Here is a 20,361-nt window from a genome sequence, read left to right on the forward strand (position 1 = left end):
CTCCGAATACCTGCCGGCAGTGCTGGCGGGCTTCATGGCGCGCCATCCGGACGTCGACATCGACCTGGAAGAGCGTACCTCCAGCGACATCGCGCGCGCGGTGCGCGAAGGCGGCGCCGATCTCGGCATCGTGGCCGACACGGTCGACCTGTCGGGACTGGAGAGCTTCCCGTTCTGTACCGACCGCCTCGTGGCCGTCGCGCAGCCGGCGCTGGCACGCTCGCTCGTCGCGCAGGATGGGCAGGTGGTGGCGTTCGCGCGGCTCGTGGACTTCGACCACGTCTGCCTCACGGGCGACAGCGCCCTGTTCCGCTACCTGAGCCAGCAGGCCGAGCGCGCCGGCCGCACATTGCGCGCGCGCGTGCGCCTGCGCAGCTTCGACGCGGTGTGCCGGATGGTGGAGAGCGGGGTCGGGATCGGCATCGTGTCCGAACCGGCCGCACGGCGCTGCGCGCGCACGATGGACATCGCCGTGCTCGACCTGGCCGATGCGTGGGCGCTGCGGCAGCTGTCGCTGTGCATGCGCAGCTTTGACGGGTTGCCGCGGCATGCGCAGCAGCTGGTCGAAGAGATACGGGCGTGACACACGCATGGTGGGCTCGGGGAGCCCACCCTACGGCAACGTGACAATCGTAGGGTGGGCACCCCGTGCCCACCAAACGCCTGCATGATCAACGGCTGGAGACCATCACATCAGGCTTGAATTCCCAATTCTTCCACGCCGCCAGCACCGCATTCGGATACTCGGGCTTGCCGCGGCTGCCGTTGTAGCGGCCGAGGGCGAGATACAGATTGCCCCCTTCCATGTCGATATACATACGCAGGATCGAGCAGCCGTAGCGCAGATTGGTCTGCATGTCGAACAGCGCGCGCCGGTTCGAATCGCCGATCACCTTCGTCCAGAACGGCATCACCTGCATGTAGCCGCGCGCGCCGACCATCGACACGGCGTACTTGCGGTACGCCGATTCGACCTGGATCAGGCCCAGCACGAGCCCCGGATCGAGCCCCGCGCGCGTGGCTTCGTACCACGCCGATTCGAGGAATTCCGTGCGCGTCTGGTCGTCCGGCAGGCGCCGCTTGAGGCGTGCCGACATCGCGTCGAACCATTGTTGATAACGGACGCGCGCGACCTCGTCGCGGAACACCGGCTTCGGCGGACGGCCGTCGCGGATCGCGTGTTCGAGCGCGAGACGGACCGCGTCTCCCAGCGCTTCTTCTTTCTGGTTGCCGGCCTGCGCTACGCCGCTGCTCATCAATGCAGCGGCCAGCAAGACCGGGCCGAGCCGGGCGGCTGCCCGGCTGATCAACCGTCGTGCCATCACTTACCCAGTTTGCCCTTGATGAAGCCGACCATGTCGGCGACCGGAACGGCCGTCGCCTCGGCATCGCGGCGGCCCTGGTATTCCAGGTTGCCTTCCTTGAGGCCGCGCTCGCCGATCACGACGCGGTGCGGCACGCCGACCAGTTCCCAGTCGGCGAACATGGCGCCCGGACGCAGGCCGCGGTCGTCGACGATGACGTCCACGCCGGCCGCCTGCAGCTCGGCATACAGGCGATCGGTCTCGGTTTTTACCAGTTCGCTGCGGTCATACCCCATCGGGCACAGCACCAGTTCGAACGGCGCGATGGCGTCCGGCCAGACGATGCCCTTGTCGTCGAAATTCTGCTCGATGGCCGCGCCCAGGATACGGGTCACGCCGATGCCGTAGCAACCCATCTGCATCGGCGCCGGCTGGCCCTTCTCGTCCAGGTAGACGCAGTCCATGGCGGCGGAGTACGCGGTCCCCAGCTGGAACACGTGGCCCACTTCGATGCCGCGCTCGATCGCAAGCTTGCCCTTGCCGTCCGGCGACGCATCGCCTTCGACCACGTTGCGCAGGTCGGCGACGACAGGTTCCGGCAGGTCGCGGCCCCAGTTGACACCCGTCAGGTGGTATTCGGCCTCGTTGGCACCGCACACGAAGTCCGACATGTTGGCGACGGTGCGGTCGGCCACGATGTTGACCGGCTGCTTCGGACCGACCGGACCGATATAGCCCGGCACGGTGCCGTAGGCGTCCTGGATTTCGGCTTCGTTGGCGAAACGGAAGTCCTTCAGGCCCGGGACCTTGCTGACCTTGACTTCGTTCAGGTCATGGTCGGCGCGCAGCAGCAGCAGCCAGTTTTCCTTGACCTGCTTGCCGTCGAGCTCTTTCTCGACCGTCAATGCGATCGCCTTCACGTTCCTGGCCAGCTCGATGCCGAGCAACTTGGCGACCTGCTCGCACTTGGTCGAGTTCGGCGTCAATACCTTCGTCAGCGGCTCGGTGGCCGCGCCGCGCTCGGCGATCAGCGGCAGCGCCTCGGCCGCTTCCATGTTGGCGGCGTAGTCCGAGTTCGGGCAATAGACGAGCGCATCCTCGCCGGTGCTGGCGATCACGTGGAATTCGTGCGAACCGGTGCCGCCGATTGCGCCGTTGTCGGCCGCGACGGCGCGGAACTTCAGGCCGAAGCGGTTGAAGATGTTGACGTAGGCGTTGAACATCGTCTCGTAAGACTTCTGCATGCCTTCGACGTCACGGTCGAACGAATACGCATCCTTCATCGTGAATTCGCGGCCGCGCATCAGGCCGAAACGGGGACGGCGCTCGTCGCGGAATTTCGTCTGGATGTGATAAAAATTCAACGGCAGCTGGCGGTACGATTTGACTTCCGTGCGCACGACGTCGGTGACGACTTCTTCCGACGTGGGCTGCAGCGCGAAATCGCGGCCGTGGCGGTCCTTGAGACGGAGCAGTTCCGGCCCCATCTTATCCCAGCGGCCAGTCTCCTGCCACAGCTCGGCCGGCTGCACCATCGGCATCAGGAGTTCGATCGCGCCTGCGTTGTTCATCTCTTCGCGGATGATGCCCTCGACCTTGCGAATCACACGCAGGCCCAGCGGCATGTACGTGTAGATGCCGGAGCCGAGTCGCTTGATCATCCCGGCGCGCATCATCAGTTTATGGCTGACGATCTCGGCGTCGGAGGGCGCTTCTTTGAGCGTTGAAATAAAAAATCGTGAGGCGCGCATATCTGTGAATTCTTTTTAAAAAGAGAGGGTTATAATCGACCTAATTTTAAAGGATTAGCTGGCTGATGCATCCAATCTTTATACAAATGGGTCCGAAACAAGTGGTGCATGCTGTTGTTCCTGTGCAGGTAAACGATGGAAGCACCTGACGGGGGCTTGCAAAAACGTCAAGTGGCGACGCGGCAGGTTCGGCAAGCTCCAGGATTTGTAAGTAAAAATGTAAGAGAGATCGGCCGGCAGAAAGTTTCGAGGTGAATTATGCTCGATCGTGAAGGGTTTCGCCCCAACGTCGGCATCATCCTGCTGAACGCCAACAACGAGGTGTGGTGGGGCAAGCGGGTGCGTGAGCATTCTTGGCAATTTCCGCAAGGGGGTATCAAATACGGCGAGACGCCGGAACAGGCGATGTACCGCGAGCTCGAGGAAGAAATCGGCCTGCGCCAGGAGCACGTCAAGATCGTGGGCCGCACCCGCGACTGGCTGCGCTACGAGGTGCCCGATCACTTCATCAAGCGCGAAGTGCGTGGTCACTATCGCGGGCAGAAGCAGATCTGGTTCCTGCTGCGCATGGTTGCACGCGACAACGACGTCAACCTGCGCCTGACCGACCATCCCGAATTCGACGCCTGGCGCTGGCACGACTACTGGGTGCCGCTGGACGTGGTCATTGAATTCAAGCGCGAAGTGTACCAGCGCGCCCTGCAGGAGCTGTCGCGTTTCATTACCTGGCCCGCGAACGGCGAACGCCGCCACAGCTCGCGCTACCTGCGGCAGCCGCATGAACGACGTGGCCAGAATGGCAACGGCAACGGCGGCAAGACAGCGGCCAATACCGCCAACTCCGGCAACGCCAGCAGCAAGGCGGTGGCAGTGGCCAGCAAGGCGATTGCGGATGCCGCCGGCAGTTCCAAGCTGGTGTTGGCGCAGCAAGGGGCGACGCGCAAGGAGTGATATCCGCCAGTAGCGCGAAAGCAACAATGTAAAGGCGACGCAGCCGTGCGAACGGTTGCGGTCGCCTTTTTACATTTTGGTAATGTATTTTTTGCAAAATTGCGCGGTAGAATCATTGTCATGATGATCGCTACCCTGCCCCGGCCTGTCTGGCTGCCGTCCCTGCTGCTGGCCGTGCTGTGCGCGTCGCCGCTTGCCCACGCCGACGACACGCCGCCCAAATGCACCTACGTCGAAGTCGCGAACCTGCCCATCCGCTACGTCGGCGAAGGCCTGGAGCCCGCAGTCGAAGGCACGATCAACGACACACCGGCCACGATGCTGATCGACACGGGTTCCGACCGGACTCTCATGACGATGAACGCCGCGACCCGCCGCGACCTCACCCTGCACATGACAGGGCGTTTTGTCGAAGGCATCGGCGGGCTCTCGCGCCTGTATGCCGCGCGGCTGAAGGATTTTTCGATCGGCCCGGCGCATGCCGGCCGCCATCCCGAACTGACCGTGATCGGCAGTACCTCGTTCACGCCGCGCTACGACGCCATCGTCGGCGCCCCGTTCCTGCTGCAGGCGGACCTGGAGCTCGACCTGCGCGCCAAGCAGATGAAGTTCTACCGTCCGCTCGAATGCCGCAAGACCGAGCTGCTCCTGTGGAAGGAGAACACGATCGTGCTGCCAACCGAGGGCGGCTACGACCGCAGCCCGAATCCGCACTTCAAGGTCGTCGTCAACGGCCGCGAACTGGACGCCATGATCGACTCGGGTGCACACCGCAGCTTCCTGATGCTGAACGCGGCAAAGAAGGCCGGCATCGACGTGAACGGCCCGGGCGCGGTGCGCATGCGCGACGCCGGCGGGGTCGGCTCCGACCGCGCGCCGCACTGGATCGCCCCCGTCAAGACGGTCAAGATCGGCGATGAAACCATCAGCAACGTCGAACTGGGCATCATCGATTCGCAGGGCGCGCGCACGGCCGACCTGTACCTGGGCCAGGACTTCCTGCGCTCGCACCGCGTGCTGTTCGCGATGAGCCAGGACAAGCTGTACATCGCCTACCTGGGCGGCGACGTGTTTACGCGCGGCACGGGGCTGGAAGCCTGGATGCGCGCCGAGGCCGACGGCGGCAACGCGGACGCCCGGTATGCGCTCGCCCAGATCTACGCCAACGGCCGCGGCGTACCGCGTGATCCGATCCAGGCCGGCGTCTGGCTGGACATGGCGGCAAATGGGGGCCAGCCGAATGCCAGCCTGCTGCGCGGCCGCCGGCAGATGCTGGCCGGACACGTGGACGAAGCGATTCCGCAACTGCGGCGCGCGCTCGACCAGTTGCCGGCCGACCGCCTGGGCCCGCTCTGGCTGTACATCGCGCGCGTGCGTCATGGCGAGGCCGACCTGGCGAAGACCGAACTGGAAGCCGCGCTGAAGCAGCAGAAGGAAGACGACTGGCCCGCGCCGATCGCCGACTTCTACCTCGGCAAGACGAACGCCGCGCGCCTGCTGGAAGAAGCGGGCAAGGACGCGAAGCTCGCCCACGCGCGCACGTGCATGGCCAACGCCTACATGGCGGAGTGGCATGACGCCCGGGGCGACGCGGCCGAGGCAAGCGCCCTCAAGACCACGCTGCGCACGAGCTGCGCGCCTGCCGCCGCTGCCCCGCAACGTCCCGCCGCGCCGGCGTCGGCTTCCACGCCGCTCCCGACCGGCGGCGCCGCACCGGCCGGCACGCTCTCCAACTGATCGTCATCCGCCAGGGTCGCACGGGCCGGCGCTGCCGCACTGCGACCCCGCCGGCGGGATGCGCAGCGGCACGCTACAATGCGCCCTTCCCCCAGTTTTTCCAACGGTTCCCGCCATGTTCACCCCCTCCTCCCACGACGTCCGCCGCTTCTTCTGCGAGGCCCTGCGCAAGCGCCGCGCCGGCGAGATCCTGACCCCGATGGACGCCATCGCCGCCGACTGGATCGAGCAGCACCCCGAATACCACGACGAGCTGGGGAACGCGGAGGAAGCCGTGGCGCGCGATTATGCCGTCGAAGGCGGCAAGCCGAATCCGTTCCTGCACCTGTCGATGCACCTGTCGATCACGGAACAGGTGTCGATCGACCAGCCGCGCGGCATCCGCGCCGCGTTCGAAGCCCTGGCCAGCCGCGTGGGCGAGCACGAGGCGCACCACGAGATCATGGAATGCCTGGGCGAGATGATCTGGTCGGCGCAGCGCCACGGCACGCAGCCCGATACGGCGGCCTACGTCGATTGCGTGCGCCGGCGCGTGCGCTGAACGGCGCCCCAAACGAAAAATCCCTCGCCCCGGCAATGCGGGCGAGGGATTTTTTGTTGGCGCGAAGCCGCGTCAGCGTTTCGTGACGAGCGGTCCCGGCAGGCTTTGCAGGTAGGCGGCGATGTCCGCCATGTCGCGGTCGGACAGCGGCTGGGCCATGCCGGCCATGATCGGGTTGCTGCGGCCGTTGGATGCCTTGTTGCCGCGCTTGTACGCGGTCAGGGCGTGCACGAGGTAGTCGGCGTGCTGGCCGGCCAGCTTCGGGTAGCTGGGGTCGATCGGCGTCTTGTAGTCGGCGCCGTGGCAGGACGCGCAATTGTATTTTTTCGCCAGTTCGGCGCCGTTGGCGGCATTGCCCGATGCGAGCGCCTGGCCCGACAGGGCAAAGGCGGCGGCACCCAGGGACAGCGCGACGATCAGTTTATTCATGGCGCGTCTCCTTACCTGGCCGGGGTCTGTTGCGAATAATAGGCGGCGATGTCGGCGATGTCCTGGTCGGACAGGCTGGCCGCGATACCACGCATGGACGGGTGGTTGCGGTCGCCTTTTTTATATGCCTGCAGCGCGGCTTCGATGTACTTCGCCGACTGTCCGCCGATCTTCGGTACGCGATAGACTTCAGGGAACGAGCCCTTGTACTCGGGGATGCCGTGGCAGCCGATACACTGCTCGATCTTGTTGGGTGCTGCCTTGGGATTGCCGACGATGTCGGCTGCGCTGGCCGTGCCGGCCAGCGAGGCGCCGGCAAGCACGAGTAATGCTGTTGAAATTTTCATGGATGACCTATCGTTGGGTTGAATCGATAGGGCGCCTTGCGACCCGTGCGGCGGCAGCAGGTTTTCTAGACCCCCGGTACTGCAACTGCAATGGCATTTTTGCCACGATCCAATCGATTCTATCCGAAGAATATAGTCGAGTCCATTGGGCAGCGCAGCATGGACGCCCTGCCCGCCTCGGCGTTCTGGCATATACTCGTTGGCACCCCATACGAACTGCACAGGCCCATGCACGCACCCCGACGCTTCGAAGGCAGCGACAACTATGTCGCCACCGATGACCTGAAACTGGCGGTCAACGCCGCCCTCACCCTGGCCCGGCCGCTGCTGATCAAGGGCGAACCCGGCACCGGCAAGACCATGCTGGCCGAAGAGGTCGCGGCCGCGCTGGACATGCCGCTGCTGCAGTGGCACATCAAGTCCACGACCAAGGCCCAGCAGGGGCTGTACGAATACGACGCCGTCTCACGCCTGCGCGACTCGCAGCTGGGCGACGAGCGCGTGCGCGACATCCACAACTACATCGTCAGGGGCGTGCTGTGGCAGGCGTTCACGTCGCCCGAGCCGGTGGTGCTGCTGATCGACGAGATCGACAAGGCCGACATCGAATTCCCGAACGACCTGCTGCGCGAACTGGACCGCATGGAGTTCTACGTGTACGAGACGCGCGAGCTGGTCGTGGCGAAGCACCGTCCCCTCGTCATCATCACGTCGAACAACGAGAAGGACTTGCCGGACGCCTTCCTGCGCCGCTGCTTCTTCCACTACATCAAATTCCCCGACCGCGACACGATGACCGAGATCGTGAAGGTCCACTATCCCACGTTGAAGGCGGACCTGCTGGCCGCCGCACTGCAGAGTTTTTATGAATTGCGCGACGTCCCGGGTCTCAAGAAGAAGCCGTCGACGTCGGAATTCCTCGACTGGCTGAAGCTCCTGCTGGCCGAGGACATCCCCATCGACGCGCTGCGCACCCAGGACGGCAAGACGATCGTGCCGCCGCTGGCCGGCGCCCTGCTGAAGAACGAACAGGACGTGAGCCTGTTCGAGCGCCTGGTGGCGATGGCGAGGCATAACCGATGATCCGCGTCGATTCCGTCACGCTGGAGTTCAACGGCGTGCGCCTGGAACCGCTGGCGCCGCACCACCTGGACGGCCTGCGCGCGGCGGCCCGGGACGGCGAGCTGTGGAACCTGCGCGTGACGTCCGTGCCCGAGCCGCAGGACACGGAAGCGTACATCCGCACGGCGCTGGAGACGGCGAACCGCGTCGCCTTCGCCGTCGTCGACGTGTCCAGCGACACGGTGATGGGCACCACGAGCTACCACGACATCATGCCCGCCATCGACCGCGTCGAGATCGGCTACACGTGGTATGCGAAGAGCCGCCAGCGCAGCCACGTCAATACCAGCTGCAAGCTCCTGCTGCTGTCGCACGCGTTCGACACGCTGGGCTGCGCCGTCGTCGGCCTGCGCACCGATAATTTTAATTTCGCGTCGCAGGCCGCCATCGAGCGCCTGGGCGCGAAGAAGGATGGCGTGATCCGCCACCACGCGCCGCGCCGCGACGGCACCGTCCGCGATACGGTCATGTACAGCATCGTGCGCGGCGAGTGGCCCGAGATCAAGTCGCACCTGCACGATCGCCTGGCGCGCCACGGCAGCTGAAGGGGCGCGGCATGCTGATCGACTTCTTCTTCACCCTGCGCGACGCCAGGGTACCCGTCACGATCAAGGAATTCCTCACCTTGCTCGAAGCGCTGCAGCGGCAGGTGATCGCGCCGTCGCTCGACGAGTTTTATTATCTCGCGCGCCTGACGCTGGTGAAGGACGAAGCCCATTTCGACAAGTTCGACCGCGCGTTCGGCGCCTTCTTCAAGGGCATCGAGACCGTGTTCGATGCGAAGGCCGACATCCCGTTGGACTGGTTGCTGAAACGCCTGGAGCGCGAACTGACGCCGGAGCAGAAGGCGCAACTGCAAAAGCTCGGCTACGACAAGCTGATGGAACGGTTGCAGGAATTGCTGAAGGAGCAGAAAGAACGCCACRAAGGCGGCAGCAAGTGGATCGGCACGGGCGGCACGTCGCCGTTCGGAAACGGCGGCACGAACCCCGAAGGTATCCGGATTGGTGGCAAAGGGGGCAACCGGTCCGCCGTGAAAGTCTGGGACCAGCGCACCTACCGCGACTACGACGGCGAACGCGAACTGGGCATCCGCAACATCAAGGTCGCGCTGCGCCGCCTGCGCCGCTTCGCACGCCAGGGCGCGGCCGACGAGCTCGCGCTGGACGAGACGATCCGCTCCACCGCGAACAACGCCGGCTGGCTCGACATCAGGATGCAGCCCGAGCGGCGCAACCGCATCAAGGTGCTGATGCTGCTGGACGTGGGCGGCACGATGGACGACCACATCGAGCGCACCGAAGAGCTGTTCTCGGCCGCGAAGGCCGAGTTCAAGCACATGGACTTCTTCTACTTCCACAACTGCGTGTACGACCACCTGTGGAAGCACAACCGGCGCCGCCATGCCGAGCGCTTCCCCACCTGGGACGTGCTGCGCACCTACCCGCCCGACACGCGCCTGATCTTCGTGGGCGACGCCACGATGAGCCCTTACGAGATACTGGCGCCGGGYGGTTCCGTGGAATATGCCAACGACGAAGCGGGCGCCGAATGGCTGGCGCGCTTCTGCCACGCGTTTCCGAAATTCGCCTGGCTGAACCCGGAGCCCGAGCATTTGTGGCAGTACCGGCAGTCGATTGCCATCGTGCGTCAGATCATGGGCAATCGCATGTTTCCGGTGACGATGGATGGGCTCGAACGGGCGATGCGCCTGCTCAGCAAATAACATACCGTTGGCATACCAACATAGGGTGGGCGTTTGAGGCCGGGGGCCTCAAACGAGACGTGCCCACGCGTGACGTATGCGTCGTGCCGGCGTTCGCGTGGGCACAGGGGTGCCCACCCTACGCAATCGTGCGGACATATCTCTCTTGTAGAATCGGCCCTGCGTCATAACATTTTGACAAAGGAGCGGACATGCGGGATTTCCTGGCAATCCTGACCAGCCTGGCCTGGCCGTTCGCGATCACGGTGGCCTGGCTGGTCGGTGAATTCGGGCAGCGCTGGACGGGCCTGCCGCGCATCAGTTTTTATGGCCTCGTCGGCTTCGTGCTCGCGGCACCCCAGCTGGGCGTGCTGCCGCGGCCGGAAACCGGCACGGCGCTGCTGCTGGCCGACGTGGCGTTCGGGCTGATCCTGTTCGAGCTCGGCTACCGCATCAACCTGCGCTGGCTGCGCACGAATCCGTGGATCGGCATCACGGGCCTCGTCGAAGCGGGCCTCACCTTCATCGGCGTGTACCTCGTCGCGGACGCGTTCGGCGCACCGCTGTTCGACAGGCTGATGCTCGCATCGCTGTCGATGGCGACGTCGCCGGCGACCGTCGTCCGCGTCATCAACGAGCAGAAAAGCTCGGGCCAGGTGACGGAGCGCGCTCTGCACCTGTGCGCGCTGAACTGCGTGCTGGCCGTGTTCGCATTCAACGCCACCGTCGGCCTGTGGATCTTCCGCACGTCCGAGGACGTCGGCGACGCGCTGTGGAACAGCCTCGTCGTGCTCGGCGTCTCGGCGTTCACGGGTGCCGTGTTCGGCCTTATCGTACCGGGCGTGCTGCGCCTGCTCGGCAAGCTCGCGCAGGATGCCACCGTCGCGTTCGCACTGGCCGTGATCCTGCTCGTCGCGATCACATACACGCTGGGCCTGTCGCCGGTCGTCGCCGCGCTCGCGTTCGGGCTGATGGCGCGCCATCGCCGCGTCGCGTTCAGCCAGGCGCAGCGCAATTTCGGCGCACTCGGTGAACTCCTGACCGTCGTACTGTTCGTGTTCGCCGCGTCCACGCTCGACTGGCGCAGCGTGTGGGCCGGCGCGGCGCTCGCCGTGGCGCTCGTCCTCGTGCGCCTGCTCGCCAAGACGGCCGGCGTGACGGCGTTCGCGCACCTGTCCGGCATCTCGTGGCGCAAGGGCGCGCTGACGGGCGTGGCGCTGGCGCCGCTGTCCGTATTCGTGATCCTCCTGATCGAGCATGCGCGCCACGCGGGCGTGGCGGTCGTCGAGGAACTGCGGGCGGTGGCGGCCGTCACGATGCTGCTCGAAGTGTTCGGACCCATCATCCTGCAGCGCGCCCTCGTGTGGGCGCGCGAGGCGCCGGAGGTGAACTCTGATCAAAAAGAAATGCGCAAAGGTGCGCAGCCATGAATGGACGTCTATGAATAACAGTGTGATTGGATTGAACTTGCCGGATCCGCCAAAGTCGAACAGGGCGTTTCCTCACGATTCATTTTCTATGCTTCTGGCCCATCGCATCCGGCTTGACCCGACGCCCGCGCAGCGCGACTATTTCGCACGCGCTGCCGGTACCGCGCGGCGCGTCTGGAACTGGGCACTGGCCGAGTGGAACCGCCAAGTCGCCGCGGGCCTGAAGCCGAGTGCGCTGGCGCTGAAGAAGCAGTTCAACCGCATCAAGTATTCTGATCCGGACTGGCTGGACGACAACGGCCAGCCTTGGCTGCGCACCATCCACCGCGATGCTCACGCCCAGCCCTTCGCCAACCTCGCGAAAGCGTGGTCCCGCTACTTCGACCAGCGCCGCGTCGGCCAGCAGACGCACCGACCGCGTTTCAAAAAGAAGGGACGTTGCCGCGATGTGTTCTATCTGGCAAACGATAGATTCCGGCTTGATGGGATGACGGTCATGCTGCCGAAGCTCGGCCGGGTACCGCTGCATGAACATCTGCGCTGGCCCGGCAAGGTTATGGGCGCGAGCGTCAGCCGCAATGCCGACCACTGGTATCTCGCCGTATGCGTCGACGTACCGGATGACGTCGCGCACCTGAACCGCAGTGGCGACGGCATCACCGGCGTCGACTTGGGCGTAAGCGCGGCCGCCACGCTATCCAGCGGAGAGAAGATCGCCGCACCGCGCCCACTCGTGGCGGCGCTGCGACGCCTGCGCATCCGCTCGCGGCGTCAGTCTCGCAAGCTGGAAGCGGTCAAGACAGCCACCGGGATCGAAGGACCGATCCCGAAAGGCACACGGCTGCCGGTATCGAAGAACCGGACGTGTGGCGCCCGCGCACTGGCGCGGCTGCACGAGCGCATCGCCCGCGTGCGCGCCGACTTCATGCACAAGCTGACCACCCGGTTGTGCCGCGAGAATCACGCAATCGTAATCGAGGACTTGAATGTGCACGGAATGTTGACCAACGCCCGCCTGGCGCGCGCGATCTCCGACGTTGGCTTTTATGAATTCAGGCGCCAGCTGCAGTACAAGGCCACGCGCTACGGCACCCAACTCGTGCTGGCTGACCGCTGGTACCCATCGAGCAAGCTGTGTTCGGTGTGCGGCGTCAAGTATGCGGCGCTGGCGCTGGGGGAACGCAGCTGGACCTGCGCCACATGTGGTACACACCACGACCGCGACGTGAACGCGGCGATCAATCTACAACGGCTCGCAACCGGCGTCCTGGTGACGCAGTCTGCGCTACCCGTGGCGAGTCCGGCGGCGATGCTGGGCACTGCCGCCGGCGATGTGCCGGCGGGAGGCGGGAAAGTCACGCCTGTCAGGCACGAGCACGGTCAGCAGGACGGCTCGGGGCAGGAAAAGAACGGTGCGCGCATGTGCGCACGTTTTTGAAAGCAGGTGAATCATGCCGCTTGAACCCTTCGCCACGTCGGCGCCGCTCACGTTCGGCGTCGAGCTGGAACTGCAGCTCATCAGCCTGTCCGACTTCGACCTCACGCCGGCCAGCCCGGACCTGATGCACCTGCTCAAGCGCAAGCCCTTCCCCGGCAACGTCACGCCCGAGATCACGGAAAGCATGATCGAGATAAATTCGAGCGTGCAGACGGGCTACCGCGCGCTGCTGGCGGAACTGCTCGACATCCGCGATACGCTCGTCGCCGCCGGCGACGTGCTGAACATCGGTATCTGCGGCGGCGGCACGCATCCGTTCCAGCACTGGTCCGAGCAGCGCATCTCGGCCAAGCCGCGCTACCAGGAATTGTCGGCGCTGTACGGCTACCTGGCCAAGCAGTTCACCGTGTTCGGCCAGCACGTGCACATCGGTTGCGCCAGCGGAGACGACGCCTTGTTCCTGCTGCACGCACTGTCGCGCTACATCCCGCACTTCATCGCCTTGTCCGCCTCGTCGCCGTTCGTGCAGGGTCACGACAGCGGCTTCGATTCGGCGCGCCTGAATTCCGTCTCGGCCTTTCCCCTGAGCGGCCGCGCGCCCTTCACGCTCAGCTGGGACGACTTCGCCAACGTCTATTTCGCCAAGATGGAGCGCACGCGCATCATCAAGAGCATGAAGGATTTCTACTGGGACCTGCGGCCCAAGCCGGAATACGGCACGATCGAGCTGCGCGTGTGCGACACCCCACTGACCGTGGAGCGGGCCGCCGCACTGGCCGCCTACCTGCAGGCGCTGTGCCGCCACCTGCTCGAACGCCGCGAAGCGCCACCGCTCGAGGACGACTACCTCGTCTACAACTACAACCGCTTCCAGGCCAGCCGCTTCGGCATCGACGGCGTGATCACCCATCCGAAGACCTACGAGCAGCTCCCGCTGCGCGAAGACATCATCGCCACCCTGGACCTGATGGAGCCGCATGCGCAAGCGCTGGGCAGCCTGGAGGCATTGCTGCATTTGGCCGCGGCGGCCAGCGACGGCGGCGACGCGAGCTTCCTGCGCGGGCAGTACGAACGCCAGGGCAGCGCGGAGGGCATGGTCGATGCGGCGATCCGGCGCTTCCGCGGCCGATAAATTTTTTTGTCCGCGTGTCGATCCGGCGTCGGCCCGTTCGTCGTAGTATCAGAGGGATGTCCTCTGCTAACTCACGCCATGGAGACCGATCATGTCCACGAATACCGTCGAATTGCACCGCGTCCTGAAATCCACCGCCGACCGCGTCTACCGCGCCTTTCTCACGCCCGCCGCCGTCGCCAAATGGCTGCCGCCGCATGGCTTCACCTGCACCGTGCACGAGCAGGATGCCCGCGTCGGCGGCCGCTACAGGATGTCGTTCACGAATTTCACGACGGGCGGCAGCCACTCGTTCGGCGGCGAATACCTCGAATTGGAACCGGGCGTCCGCCTGCGCTACACGGCCGAATTCGACGATCCCAACCTGCCCGGCCGCATGCAGACGACCGTGCAGCTGCGCGAGGTGTTCTGCGGCGTCGAGATCAAGGTGAAGCAGGAAGGCATCCCGGCCGCGATTCCCGCCGAGATGTGCTATCTCGGCTGGCAGGAATCGCTGCAACTGCTCGCGCAACTCGTCGAGCCCGAGATCAAGGAGTAATTCTGCCGCGTTCAGAACTGTAGGGTGGRCACAGGGGTGCCCACCCTACGATCTAAGGAATAACCCCGCCGGGCCTGTCCGGTCAGAGCCGGGTTTCGCGCGCCGCGCGCAGGAATTCGTCGAGCACGGGCGTGCAGTCGAGCAGGTCGCCGCCGGTGGCACGGTGGAATTCCGGATGCCACTGCAGGCCCATCACGAAGGGCGCGCGCTGGTAGCGGATGGCCTCGACGACGCCATCCGGTTCCGAGATCGCTTCCACGTGGATGTCGCGCCCCAGCTCCTTGACGGCCTGGTGGTGGATCGAATTCACGACGGCGCGCTCGTGCCTGGGGAACATCTTGCGCAGCGACGAGCCGTGCGGAAACACGATCGGGTGGCGGTGCGCGTCGTAGATGTCGTGCACGTGCGGCTGGGAACCGGGAAGATTGGTCGCCACGTCCTGGTACAGCGTCCCGCCGAACGCGACGTTGATCAACTGGCAGCCACGGCAGATGCCCAGCACGGGCTTGCCGGCGTCGACGAATTCGTGCAGCAGTTCCAGTTCGTAGACGTCGCGCGCGCGGTCGCCGTTCCATTCGGGCCGCGTGGGCGTTTCGGAATACGTCATCGGCGAGACGTCCGCCCCGCCCTGCAGCACGAGGCCGTCCAGGTGGCGCGCGTAATGACGCATGGTGATATTGCTGGGGTGCAGAAGCCCATTCGTATTGACGGTCGGGACCATGAACACGAGCACGTCGCGCGACATCACCCACTGGGCGATCGATTCCTCGAGGTATTGCAGGTTCTTGCTGCGCAGGCCCTTGGCGCCCTCTTCCGGATGAAAGATGCGGGCGGAGACGCCGATGCGCAGCGTGCGCCGCATGAAGTCGCGATTGAATTTATCGGCCAGCGCGCGCCAGCGCGAGCGCAGCACGCGGCCGGCCAGGTTCAGCGGGGTGTCGTCGGTGCGCAGGTAGCGCGATGCGCCGCCACCGGCACGCCGGTCGGGCACGCGCGGCGGGCCCGGCTGGCCGTCCTGCGGCGGACCGGATTCGCTCGGCTTGTTGTCGTGCTTTTCATTGTCCTGAGCCATGATCTCAATATATCCTTGCGACGGTCGCGCACGATTCGATTTGTAAAAAATGTCATTCTGCAATGAAATCCCGCCGCAGCCGGCATGTCGCAGGCCTTGCGGTACGGGCGCCCGCCCGCACATGGACAGGATGCCGGGATGCCGGGTGCTTGGCAATCCGTGCAACGACTACTTGCAAACTTGCGCCCAAACGGCAAAAATACTGTATTTCCATACAGTTGTCTTGCCTGCAGCACCGCGTCCCGACCGCCGGAAATGGCGTGAATCGTTTATTTTCCACGCGACAAGATAGAATGCGCAGCATTCGAAAGATTAAAGATCAAGCATGGCCCCCAAGAAACCCGCACCCGATTACAGCGAATCATCCATCCGCGTCCTGAAAGGACTGGAGCCCGTCAAGCAGCGTCCGGGCATGTACACCCGCACCGAGAACCCGCTGCACATCATCCAGGAAGTGATCGACAACGCCTCGGACGAGGCGTTGGGCGGCCACTGCAAGAACATCGATGTGACGATGAACGCCGACGGTTCCATCACCGTCGAGGACGACGGCCGCGGCATCCCGGTCGGCCTGCACCCGGAAGAAGGCGTGTCCACGGTCGAGATCGTGTTTACGCGCCTGCACGCCGGCGGCAAGTTCGACAAGGGCTCGGGCGGCGCCTACGCCTTCTCGGGCGGCCTGCACGGCGTGGGTGTGTCCGTCACGAACGCGCTGTCGAAGCGCCTCGAGATCACCGTCTGGCGCAAGGACGACGACGGCAACGGCATGCACAAGCTGGTGTTTGCCGACGGCGACGTGATCGAGCCGCTGACCTCGGAACCGTTCGAACGCGGCGGCAAGAAGAACGGCACGCGCGTCACCGCCTGGCCGGATGGTAAATACTTCGATTCGCCGAACATCCCGATGAGCGAGCTGCAGCGCCTGCTGCGCTCGAAAGCCGTGCTGCTGCCGGGCGTGACCGTCACGCTGACGAATGCGAAGACCGGCGACAAGCAGACCTGGCGCTACGACGAAGGCCTGCGCGGCTACCTGACGGAAGCGCTGGCGCAGACGGCCGGCGGCGGCCAGACCCTGATCCCGCTGTTCGAAGGCGCGCAATACGCGGCCGCGGGCGATGAAGGCTTTGCCGAAGGCGAAGGCGCGGCGTGGGTCGTCGCGTGGACGGAAGAAGGCGCCGTCGTGCGCGAATCGTACGTCAACCTGATCCCGACGCCGAGCGGCGGCACGCACGAATCCGGCCTGCGCGACGGCCTGTTCGGCGCCGTGAAGGGCTTCGTCGAGATGCACTCGCTGCTGCCAAAGGGCGTCAAGCTACTGCCCGAAGACGTGTTCGCGCGCGTCTCGTTCGTGCTGTCCGCGAAGGTGCTGGACCCGCAGTTCCAGGGCCAGACGAAGGAACGCCTGAACTCGCGCGACGCCGTGAAACTCGTCTCGACGTTCACAAAGCCGCCGCTCGAACTGTGGCTGAACCAGCACGTCGAATACGGCCGCAAGCTGGCGGAACTCGTCATCAAGCAGGCGCAGTCGCGCCTGCGTTCGCTGCAGAAGGTCGAGAAGAAGAAATCGTCCGGCGTGGCCGTCCTGCCGGGCAAGCTGACGGATTGCGAATCGACCGACATCACCCGCAACGAACTGTTCCTCGTCGAGGGCGATTCGGCGGGCGGCTCCGCCAAGATGGGCCGCGACAAGGAATTCCAGGCCATCCTGCCGCTGCGCGGTAAAGTCCTCAACACGTGGGAGACGGACCGCGACCGCCTGTTCGCCAACAACGAGATCCACGATATTGCGGTCGCCATCGGCGTCGATCCGCACGGCCCGGACGACAATCCGGACCTGTCCGGCCTGCGCTACGGGAAGATCTGCATCCTCTCCGATGCGGACGTGGACGGCTCGCACATCCAGGTCCTGCTGCTCACTTTGTTCTTCAAACATTTTCCGGCCCTCTTCAAGAACGGCCACGTGTGCGTCGCGCGCCCGCCGCTGTACCGCGTGGACGTGCCGGCGCGCGGCAAGAAGCCGATCCAGAAGCTGTACGCGCTGGACGACGGCGAGCTGCTCGCGATCGAGGACAAGCTGAAGAAAGAAGGCCTGAAGGAAGGCGTGTGGAGCATTTCCCGCTTCAAGGGCCTGGGCGAGATGAACGCGGAACAGCTGTGGGAAACCACGATGAACCCGGACACCCGCCGCCTGCTGCCGGTGGCCTTTGGCGACTATGGCCTGGCCGAATCGTCGGCGCGTTTCAACATGCTGATGGGGAAAGGCGAAGCCGCGGCCCGTCGGGCATGGCTCGAGGAACACGGGAACGAGACGGAAGCGGATATCTGATACGCACGTAGACGCGTGGGCACGGGGTGCCCACCCTACGCAGCATCCGGCCGTAGGGTGGGCTCCCCGAGCCCACCATTCCCGCGCCCGACCGAATACGAACATACAAAATCATGACGCAAGCAAGCCTCTTCGAACAAACAACTCCACCCGGCGGTGGCGGCGGCGATGACGCCGAAACGCTCACCCTTTCCACCTTCGCCGAACGCGCGTACCTGGACTATGCCGTCTCGGTCGTGAAAGGCCGCGCGCTGCCGGACGTGTCGGACGGCCAGAAGCCCGTCCAGCGCCGCATCCTGTACTCGATGAACGAACTGGGCCTCGGCCCGACGGCGAAGCCGCGCAAGTCCGCGACCGTCGTTGGCGACGTGCTCGGCAAGCTCCACCCGCACGGCGACCAGTCCGTCTACGACGCCCTCGTGCGCATGGCCCAGGACTTTTCGCTGCGCTATCCGCTGATCGACGGCCAGGGCAACTTCGGCTCGCGCGACGGCGACGGCGCCGCCGCGATGCGTTACACGGAAGCCCGCCTGACGCCCGTCTCGCGCCTGCTGCTCGACGAGATCGACATGGGCACTGTCGACTTCCAGCCGAACTACGACGGCTCGAGCGAGGAACCACGCACGCTGCCCGCGCGCCTGCCGATGCTGCTGCTGAACGGCGCGTCCGGCATCGCGGTCGGCATGGCCACCGAGGTCCCGTCGCACAACCTGCGCGAAGTGGCCCAGGCCGCCGTGGCGATGATCCGCAACCCGAAGATCACGCACGCCGAACTGATGACCCTGATGCCCGGTCCGGACTACCCGGGCGGCGGCCAGATCATCACGCCGGCCACGCACATCGCCGACATGTATGCGTCCGGCCGCGGCTCGATGAAGGTGCGTGCGCGCTGGAAGATCGAGGAACTGGCGCGCGGCCAGTGGCAGGCCGTCGTCACCGAGCTGCCGCCGGGCGTGTCGTCGCAGCGCGTGCTGGAAGAAATCGAGGAACTCACCAACCCGAAGATCAAGGTCGGCAAGAAGACCCTGCTGCCGGAACAGTTGACCTTGAAGCAGACGATCCTCGGCGCGCTGGATGCCGTGCGCGACGAATCCGGCCGCGAGGCCCCGGTACGCCTCGTGTTCGAGCCGAAGTCGAAGAACCAGGACCAGACGGAATTCATGCTGATGCTGCTGGCGCACACGTCGCTCGAAACGTCGGCCCCGATCAACCTGGTGATGATCGGCGGCGACGGCCGGCCGCGCCAGAAGGGACTGTCCGAGATCCTGCAGGAGTGGATCGACTACCGCTTCGTCACCGTGCGCCGCCGCACGGAATTCAGGCTGGGCAAGGTCAACGACCGCATCCACATCCTGGAAGGCCGCGAGACCGTCCTGCTGAACATCGATGAGGTCATCCACATCATCCGCAATTCGGACGAGCCGAAGGCCGCGCTGATTGATCGGTTCAAGCTATCAGAGCGCCAGGCCGAGGACATCCTCGAGATCCGCCTGCGCCAGCTGGCACGCCTGGAAGCGATCAAGATCCAGCAGGAGCTGGCCGAGCTGCGCAGCGAGAAGGAAAAGCTGGAAGACATCCTCGAGAACCCATCGTCGATGAAGCGCCTGATCATCCGCGAGATCGAGGCCGACTCCAAGCAATACGGCGACGACCGCCGCACGCTGATCGAGGAGGCGCAGAAGGCCGTGGCCGAACAGAAGATCGTCGACGAGCCGGTGACCGTCATCGTCTCCGAGAAGGGCTGGGTGCGCGCGCGCAACGGCATCGGCCACGATCCTTCCCAGTTCACGTTCAAGGCCGGCGACTCGCTGTACGGCGCGTTCGAGTGCCGCACGGTGGACACGCTGCTGTGCGTCGGCGACAACGGTAAAGTCTATTCCGTGCCCGTCGCCGCCCTGCCCGGCGCGCGCGGCGACGGCGTGCCCATCACGACGCTCGTGGATCTCTCCGGCGGAGGACRCATCCTGTACTACTTCGCCGGCCATGGCGACACGCGCCTGCTGCTCGCCTCGTCGGGCGGCTTCGGCTTCATCACGAAAGCCGGCGACATGATCACGCGCCTGAAAGGTGGTAAATCGTTTATCACGCTGGACGACGGCGCCGTGCCGCTGCCGCCGCGCGTCGTGTCGGACAATGCGGGCGCCATCGCCTGCCTGTCCGAGAAGGGCCGCGTGCTGGTGTTCGGCATCGACGAGATGAAGGTGCTGCAGAACGGCGGCCGCGGCGTGACCCTGATGGCGCTGGAGCCGAAGGAAAAGCTGCTGGCCGCGCAGCCGATCAGCCAGAAAGGCCTGAACGTGGTCGGCACGTGGGCCGGCGACAAGCCGCGCACGGTGGAGCTGTTCGCGTCGGGCCTCGAGCCGCATTTCGGCAAGCGGGCCAACAAGGGCAAGCCGTTGTCGGCCAAGTTGAAGGCCAGGGATTTGGCGATGCGGCAGACGGACGGCGGTTGATTGTAACGCCAACACACCGCAAACGTCCGCGTGGGCACGGGGTGCCCACCCTACGAATGCATTGCCGTAGGGTGGGCCCCCGTGC

The 20,361-nt window shown here is 65.1% G+C and carries 18 protein-coding genes; 13 read left to right on the top strand and 5 right to left on the bottom strand.

All coding sequences use genetic code 11. The annotated features are described in order from the left end of the window. The coding region (locus tag AC1DYX_RS13465) for a LysR substrate-binding domain-containing protein (RefSeq protein ID WP_477259504.1) at positions 1–583 on the top strand (583 nt) is incomplete at its 5' end. An 88-nt stretch (positions 584–671) separates the two neighbouring features. Here the strand turns inward: AC1DYX_RS13465 and AC1DYX_RS13470 are convergent. Together AC1DYX_RS13470 and AC1DYX_RS13475 are read right to left on the bottom strand one after the other, a co-directional pair. Continuing rightward, positions 672–1,322 carry a lytic transglycosylase domain-containing protein gene (locus tag AC1DYX_RS13470; RefSeq protein ID WP_477259507.1) on the bottom strand — a complete coding sequence of 217 codons (651 nt, stop codon included), beginning with the start codon at positions 1,320–1,322 and terminating at the stop codon, positions 672–674. Next, positions 1,322–3,055: a proline--tRNA ligase gene (locus AC1DYX_RS13475; RefSeq protein WP_477259509.1), complete on the bottom strand. Its 1,734-nt coding sequence runs from the start codon at positions 3,053–3,055 to the stop codon at positions 1,322–1,324. The genes AC1DYX_RS13470 and AC1DYX_RS13475 overlap by 1 nt, the downstream gene beginning before the upstream one ends. Positions 3,056–3,313: 258 nt before the next feature. Between AC1DYX_RS13475 and AC1DYX_RS13480 the strand changes: the two genes are divergently transcribed. The 3 genes from AC1DYX_RS13480 (at position 3,314) to AC1DYX_RS13490 (ending at position 6,284) form a co-directional block, all read left to right on the top strand. Next, a complete protein-coding gene (locus tag AC1DYX_RS13480) occupies positions 3,314–4,006 on the top strand; it encodes an RNA pyrophosphohydrolase (protein ID WP_477259511.1) in 693 nt (230 codons plus the stop codon). A gap of 120 nt (positions 4,007–4,126) precedes the next feature. Then, positions 4,127–5,743, top strand: coding sequence for an aspartyl protease family protein (locus AC1DYX_RS13485; protein WP_477259513.1), 1,617 nt, complete (start codon positions 4,127–4,129; stop codon positions 5,741–5,743). 115 nt (positions 5,744–5,858) lie between these two features. Continuing rightward, positions 5,859–6,284 carry a DUF1841 family protein gene (locus AC1DYX_RS13490; protein WP_477259515.1) on the top strand — a complete coding sequence of 142 codons (426 nt, stop codon included), beginning with the start codon at positions 5,859–5,861 and terminating at the stop codon, positions 6,282–6,284. A 72-nt stretch (positions 6,285–6,356) separates the two neighbouring features. On the opposite strand, the gene AC1DYX_RS13495 is transcribed toward AC1DYX_RS13490, so the two are convergent. Together AC1DYX_RS13495 and AC1DYX_RS13500 are read right to left on the bottom strand one after the other, a co-directional pair. Next, positions 6,357–6,713 carry a c-type cytochrome gene (locus AC1DYX_RS13495; RefSeq protein WP_477259517.1) on the bottom strand — a complete coding sequence of 119 codons (357 nt, stop codon included), beginning with the start codon at positions 6,711–6,713 and terminating at the stop codon, positions 6,357–6,359. A gap of 11 nt (positions 6,714–6,724) precedes the next feature. After that, on the bottom strand, positions 6,725–7,060 hold the full coding sequence (locus tag AC1DYX_RS13500; protein ID WP_477259519.1) for a c-type cytochrome: 336 nt from the start codon (positions 7,058–7,060) through the stop codon (positions 6,725–6,727). 228 nt (positions 7,061–7,288) lie between these two features. Here AC1DYX_RS13500 and AC1DYX_RS13505 point away from each other — a divergent pair, with 228 nt between their 5' ends. The 7 genes from AC1DYX_RS13505 (at position 7,289) to AC1DYX_RS13535 (ending at position 14,425) form a co-directional block, all read left to right on the top strand. Beyond that, positions 7,289–8,143, top strand: a complete 855-nt coding sequence (locus tag AC1DYX_RS13505) for an AAA family ATPase (protein ID WP_477259521.1) — start codon at positions 7,289–7,291, stop codon at positions 8,141–8,143. After that, positions 8,140–8,727: a GNAT family N-acetyltransferase gene (locus AC1DYX_RS13510; protein ID WP_477259523.1), complete on the top strand. Its 588-nt coding sequence runs from the start codon at positions 8,140–8,142 to the stop codon at positions 8,725–8,727. The genes AC1DYX_RS13505 and AC1DYX_RS13510 overlap by 4 nt, the downstream gene beginning before the upstream one ends. Before the next feature lie 11 nt (positions 8,728–8,738). Continuing rightward, the gene (locus AC1DYX_RS13515) at positions 8,739–9,908 is read left to right on the top strand and encodes a vWA domain-containing protein (RefSeq protein ID WP_477259525.1); all 1,170 of its coding nucleotides are present in this window, start codon (positions 8,739–8,741) and stop codon (positions 9,906–9,908) included. Between the two features lie 191 nt (positions 9,909–10,099). Next, positions 10,100–11,317 carry a cation:proton antiporter gene (locus AC1DYX_RS13520; protein ID WP_477259527.1) on the top strand — a complete coding sequence of 406 codons (1,218 nt, stop codon included), beginning with the start codon at positions 10,100–10,102 and terminating at the stop codon, positions 11,315–11,317. Between the two features lie 88 nt (positions 11,318–11,405). Continuing rightward, positions 11,406–12,755 carry an RNA-guided endonuclease InsQ/TnpB family protein gene (locus tag AC1DYX_RS13525; protein WP_477259529.1) on the top strand — a complete coding sequence of 450 codons (1,350 nt, stop codon included), beginning with the start codon at positions 11,406–11,408 and terminating at the stop codon, positions 12,753–12,755. Between the two features lie 13 nt (positions 12,756–12,768). After that, complete coding sequence (locus tag AC1DYX_RS13530; RefSeq protein WP_477259531.1) at positions 12,769–13,887, top strand: YbdK family carboxylate-amine ligase; 1,119 nt, start codon at positions 12,769–12,771, stop codon at positions 13,885–13,887. A gap of 91 nt (positions 13,888–13,978) precedes the next feature. Next, positions 13,979–14,425 (top strand): SRPBCC family protein, encoded by a 447-nt coding sequence (locus AC1DYX_RS13535; RefSeq protein WP_477259533.1) that lies wholly within the window; start codon positions 13,979–13,981, stop codon positions 14,423–14,425. Between the two features lie 82 nt (positions 14,426–14,507). Here AC1DYX_RS13535 and AC1DYX_RS13540 read toward each other — a convergent pair whose 3' ends face one another. Further along, complete coding sequence (locus tag AC1DYX_RS13540; protein ID WP_477259535.1) at positions 14,508–15,497, bottom strand: gamma-glutamyl-gamma-aminobutyrate hydrolase family protein; 990 nt, start codon at positions 15,495–15,497, stop codon at positions 14,508–14,510. A gap of 325 nt (positions 15,498–15,822) precedes the next feature. Between AC1DYX_RS13540 and AC1DYX_RS13545 the strand changes: the two genes are divergently transcribed. Next, positions 15,823–17,823 (top strand): DNA topoisomerase IV subunit B, encoded by a 2,001-nt coding sequence (locus tag AC1DYX_RS13545; protein ID WP_477259537.1) that lies wholly within the window; start codon positions 15,823–15,825, stop codon positions 17,821–17,823. A 113-nt stretch (positions 17,824–17,936) separates the two neighbouring features. Next, positions 17,937–20,276 carry a DNA topoisomerase IV subunit A gene (gene parC, locus AC1DYX_RS13550; RefSeq protein WP_477259539.1) on the top strand — a complete coding sequence of 780 codons (2,340 nt, stop codon included), beginning with the start codon at positions 17,937–17,939 and terminating at the stop codon, positions 20,274–20,276. Positions 20,277–20,361: the final 85 nt, after the last annotated feature.

This window comes from Massilia sp. P2_C2 (assembly GCF_056404615.1).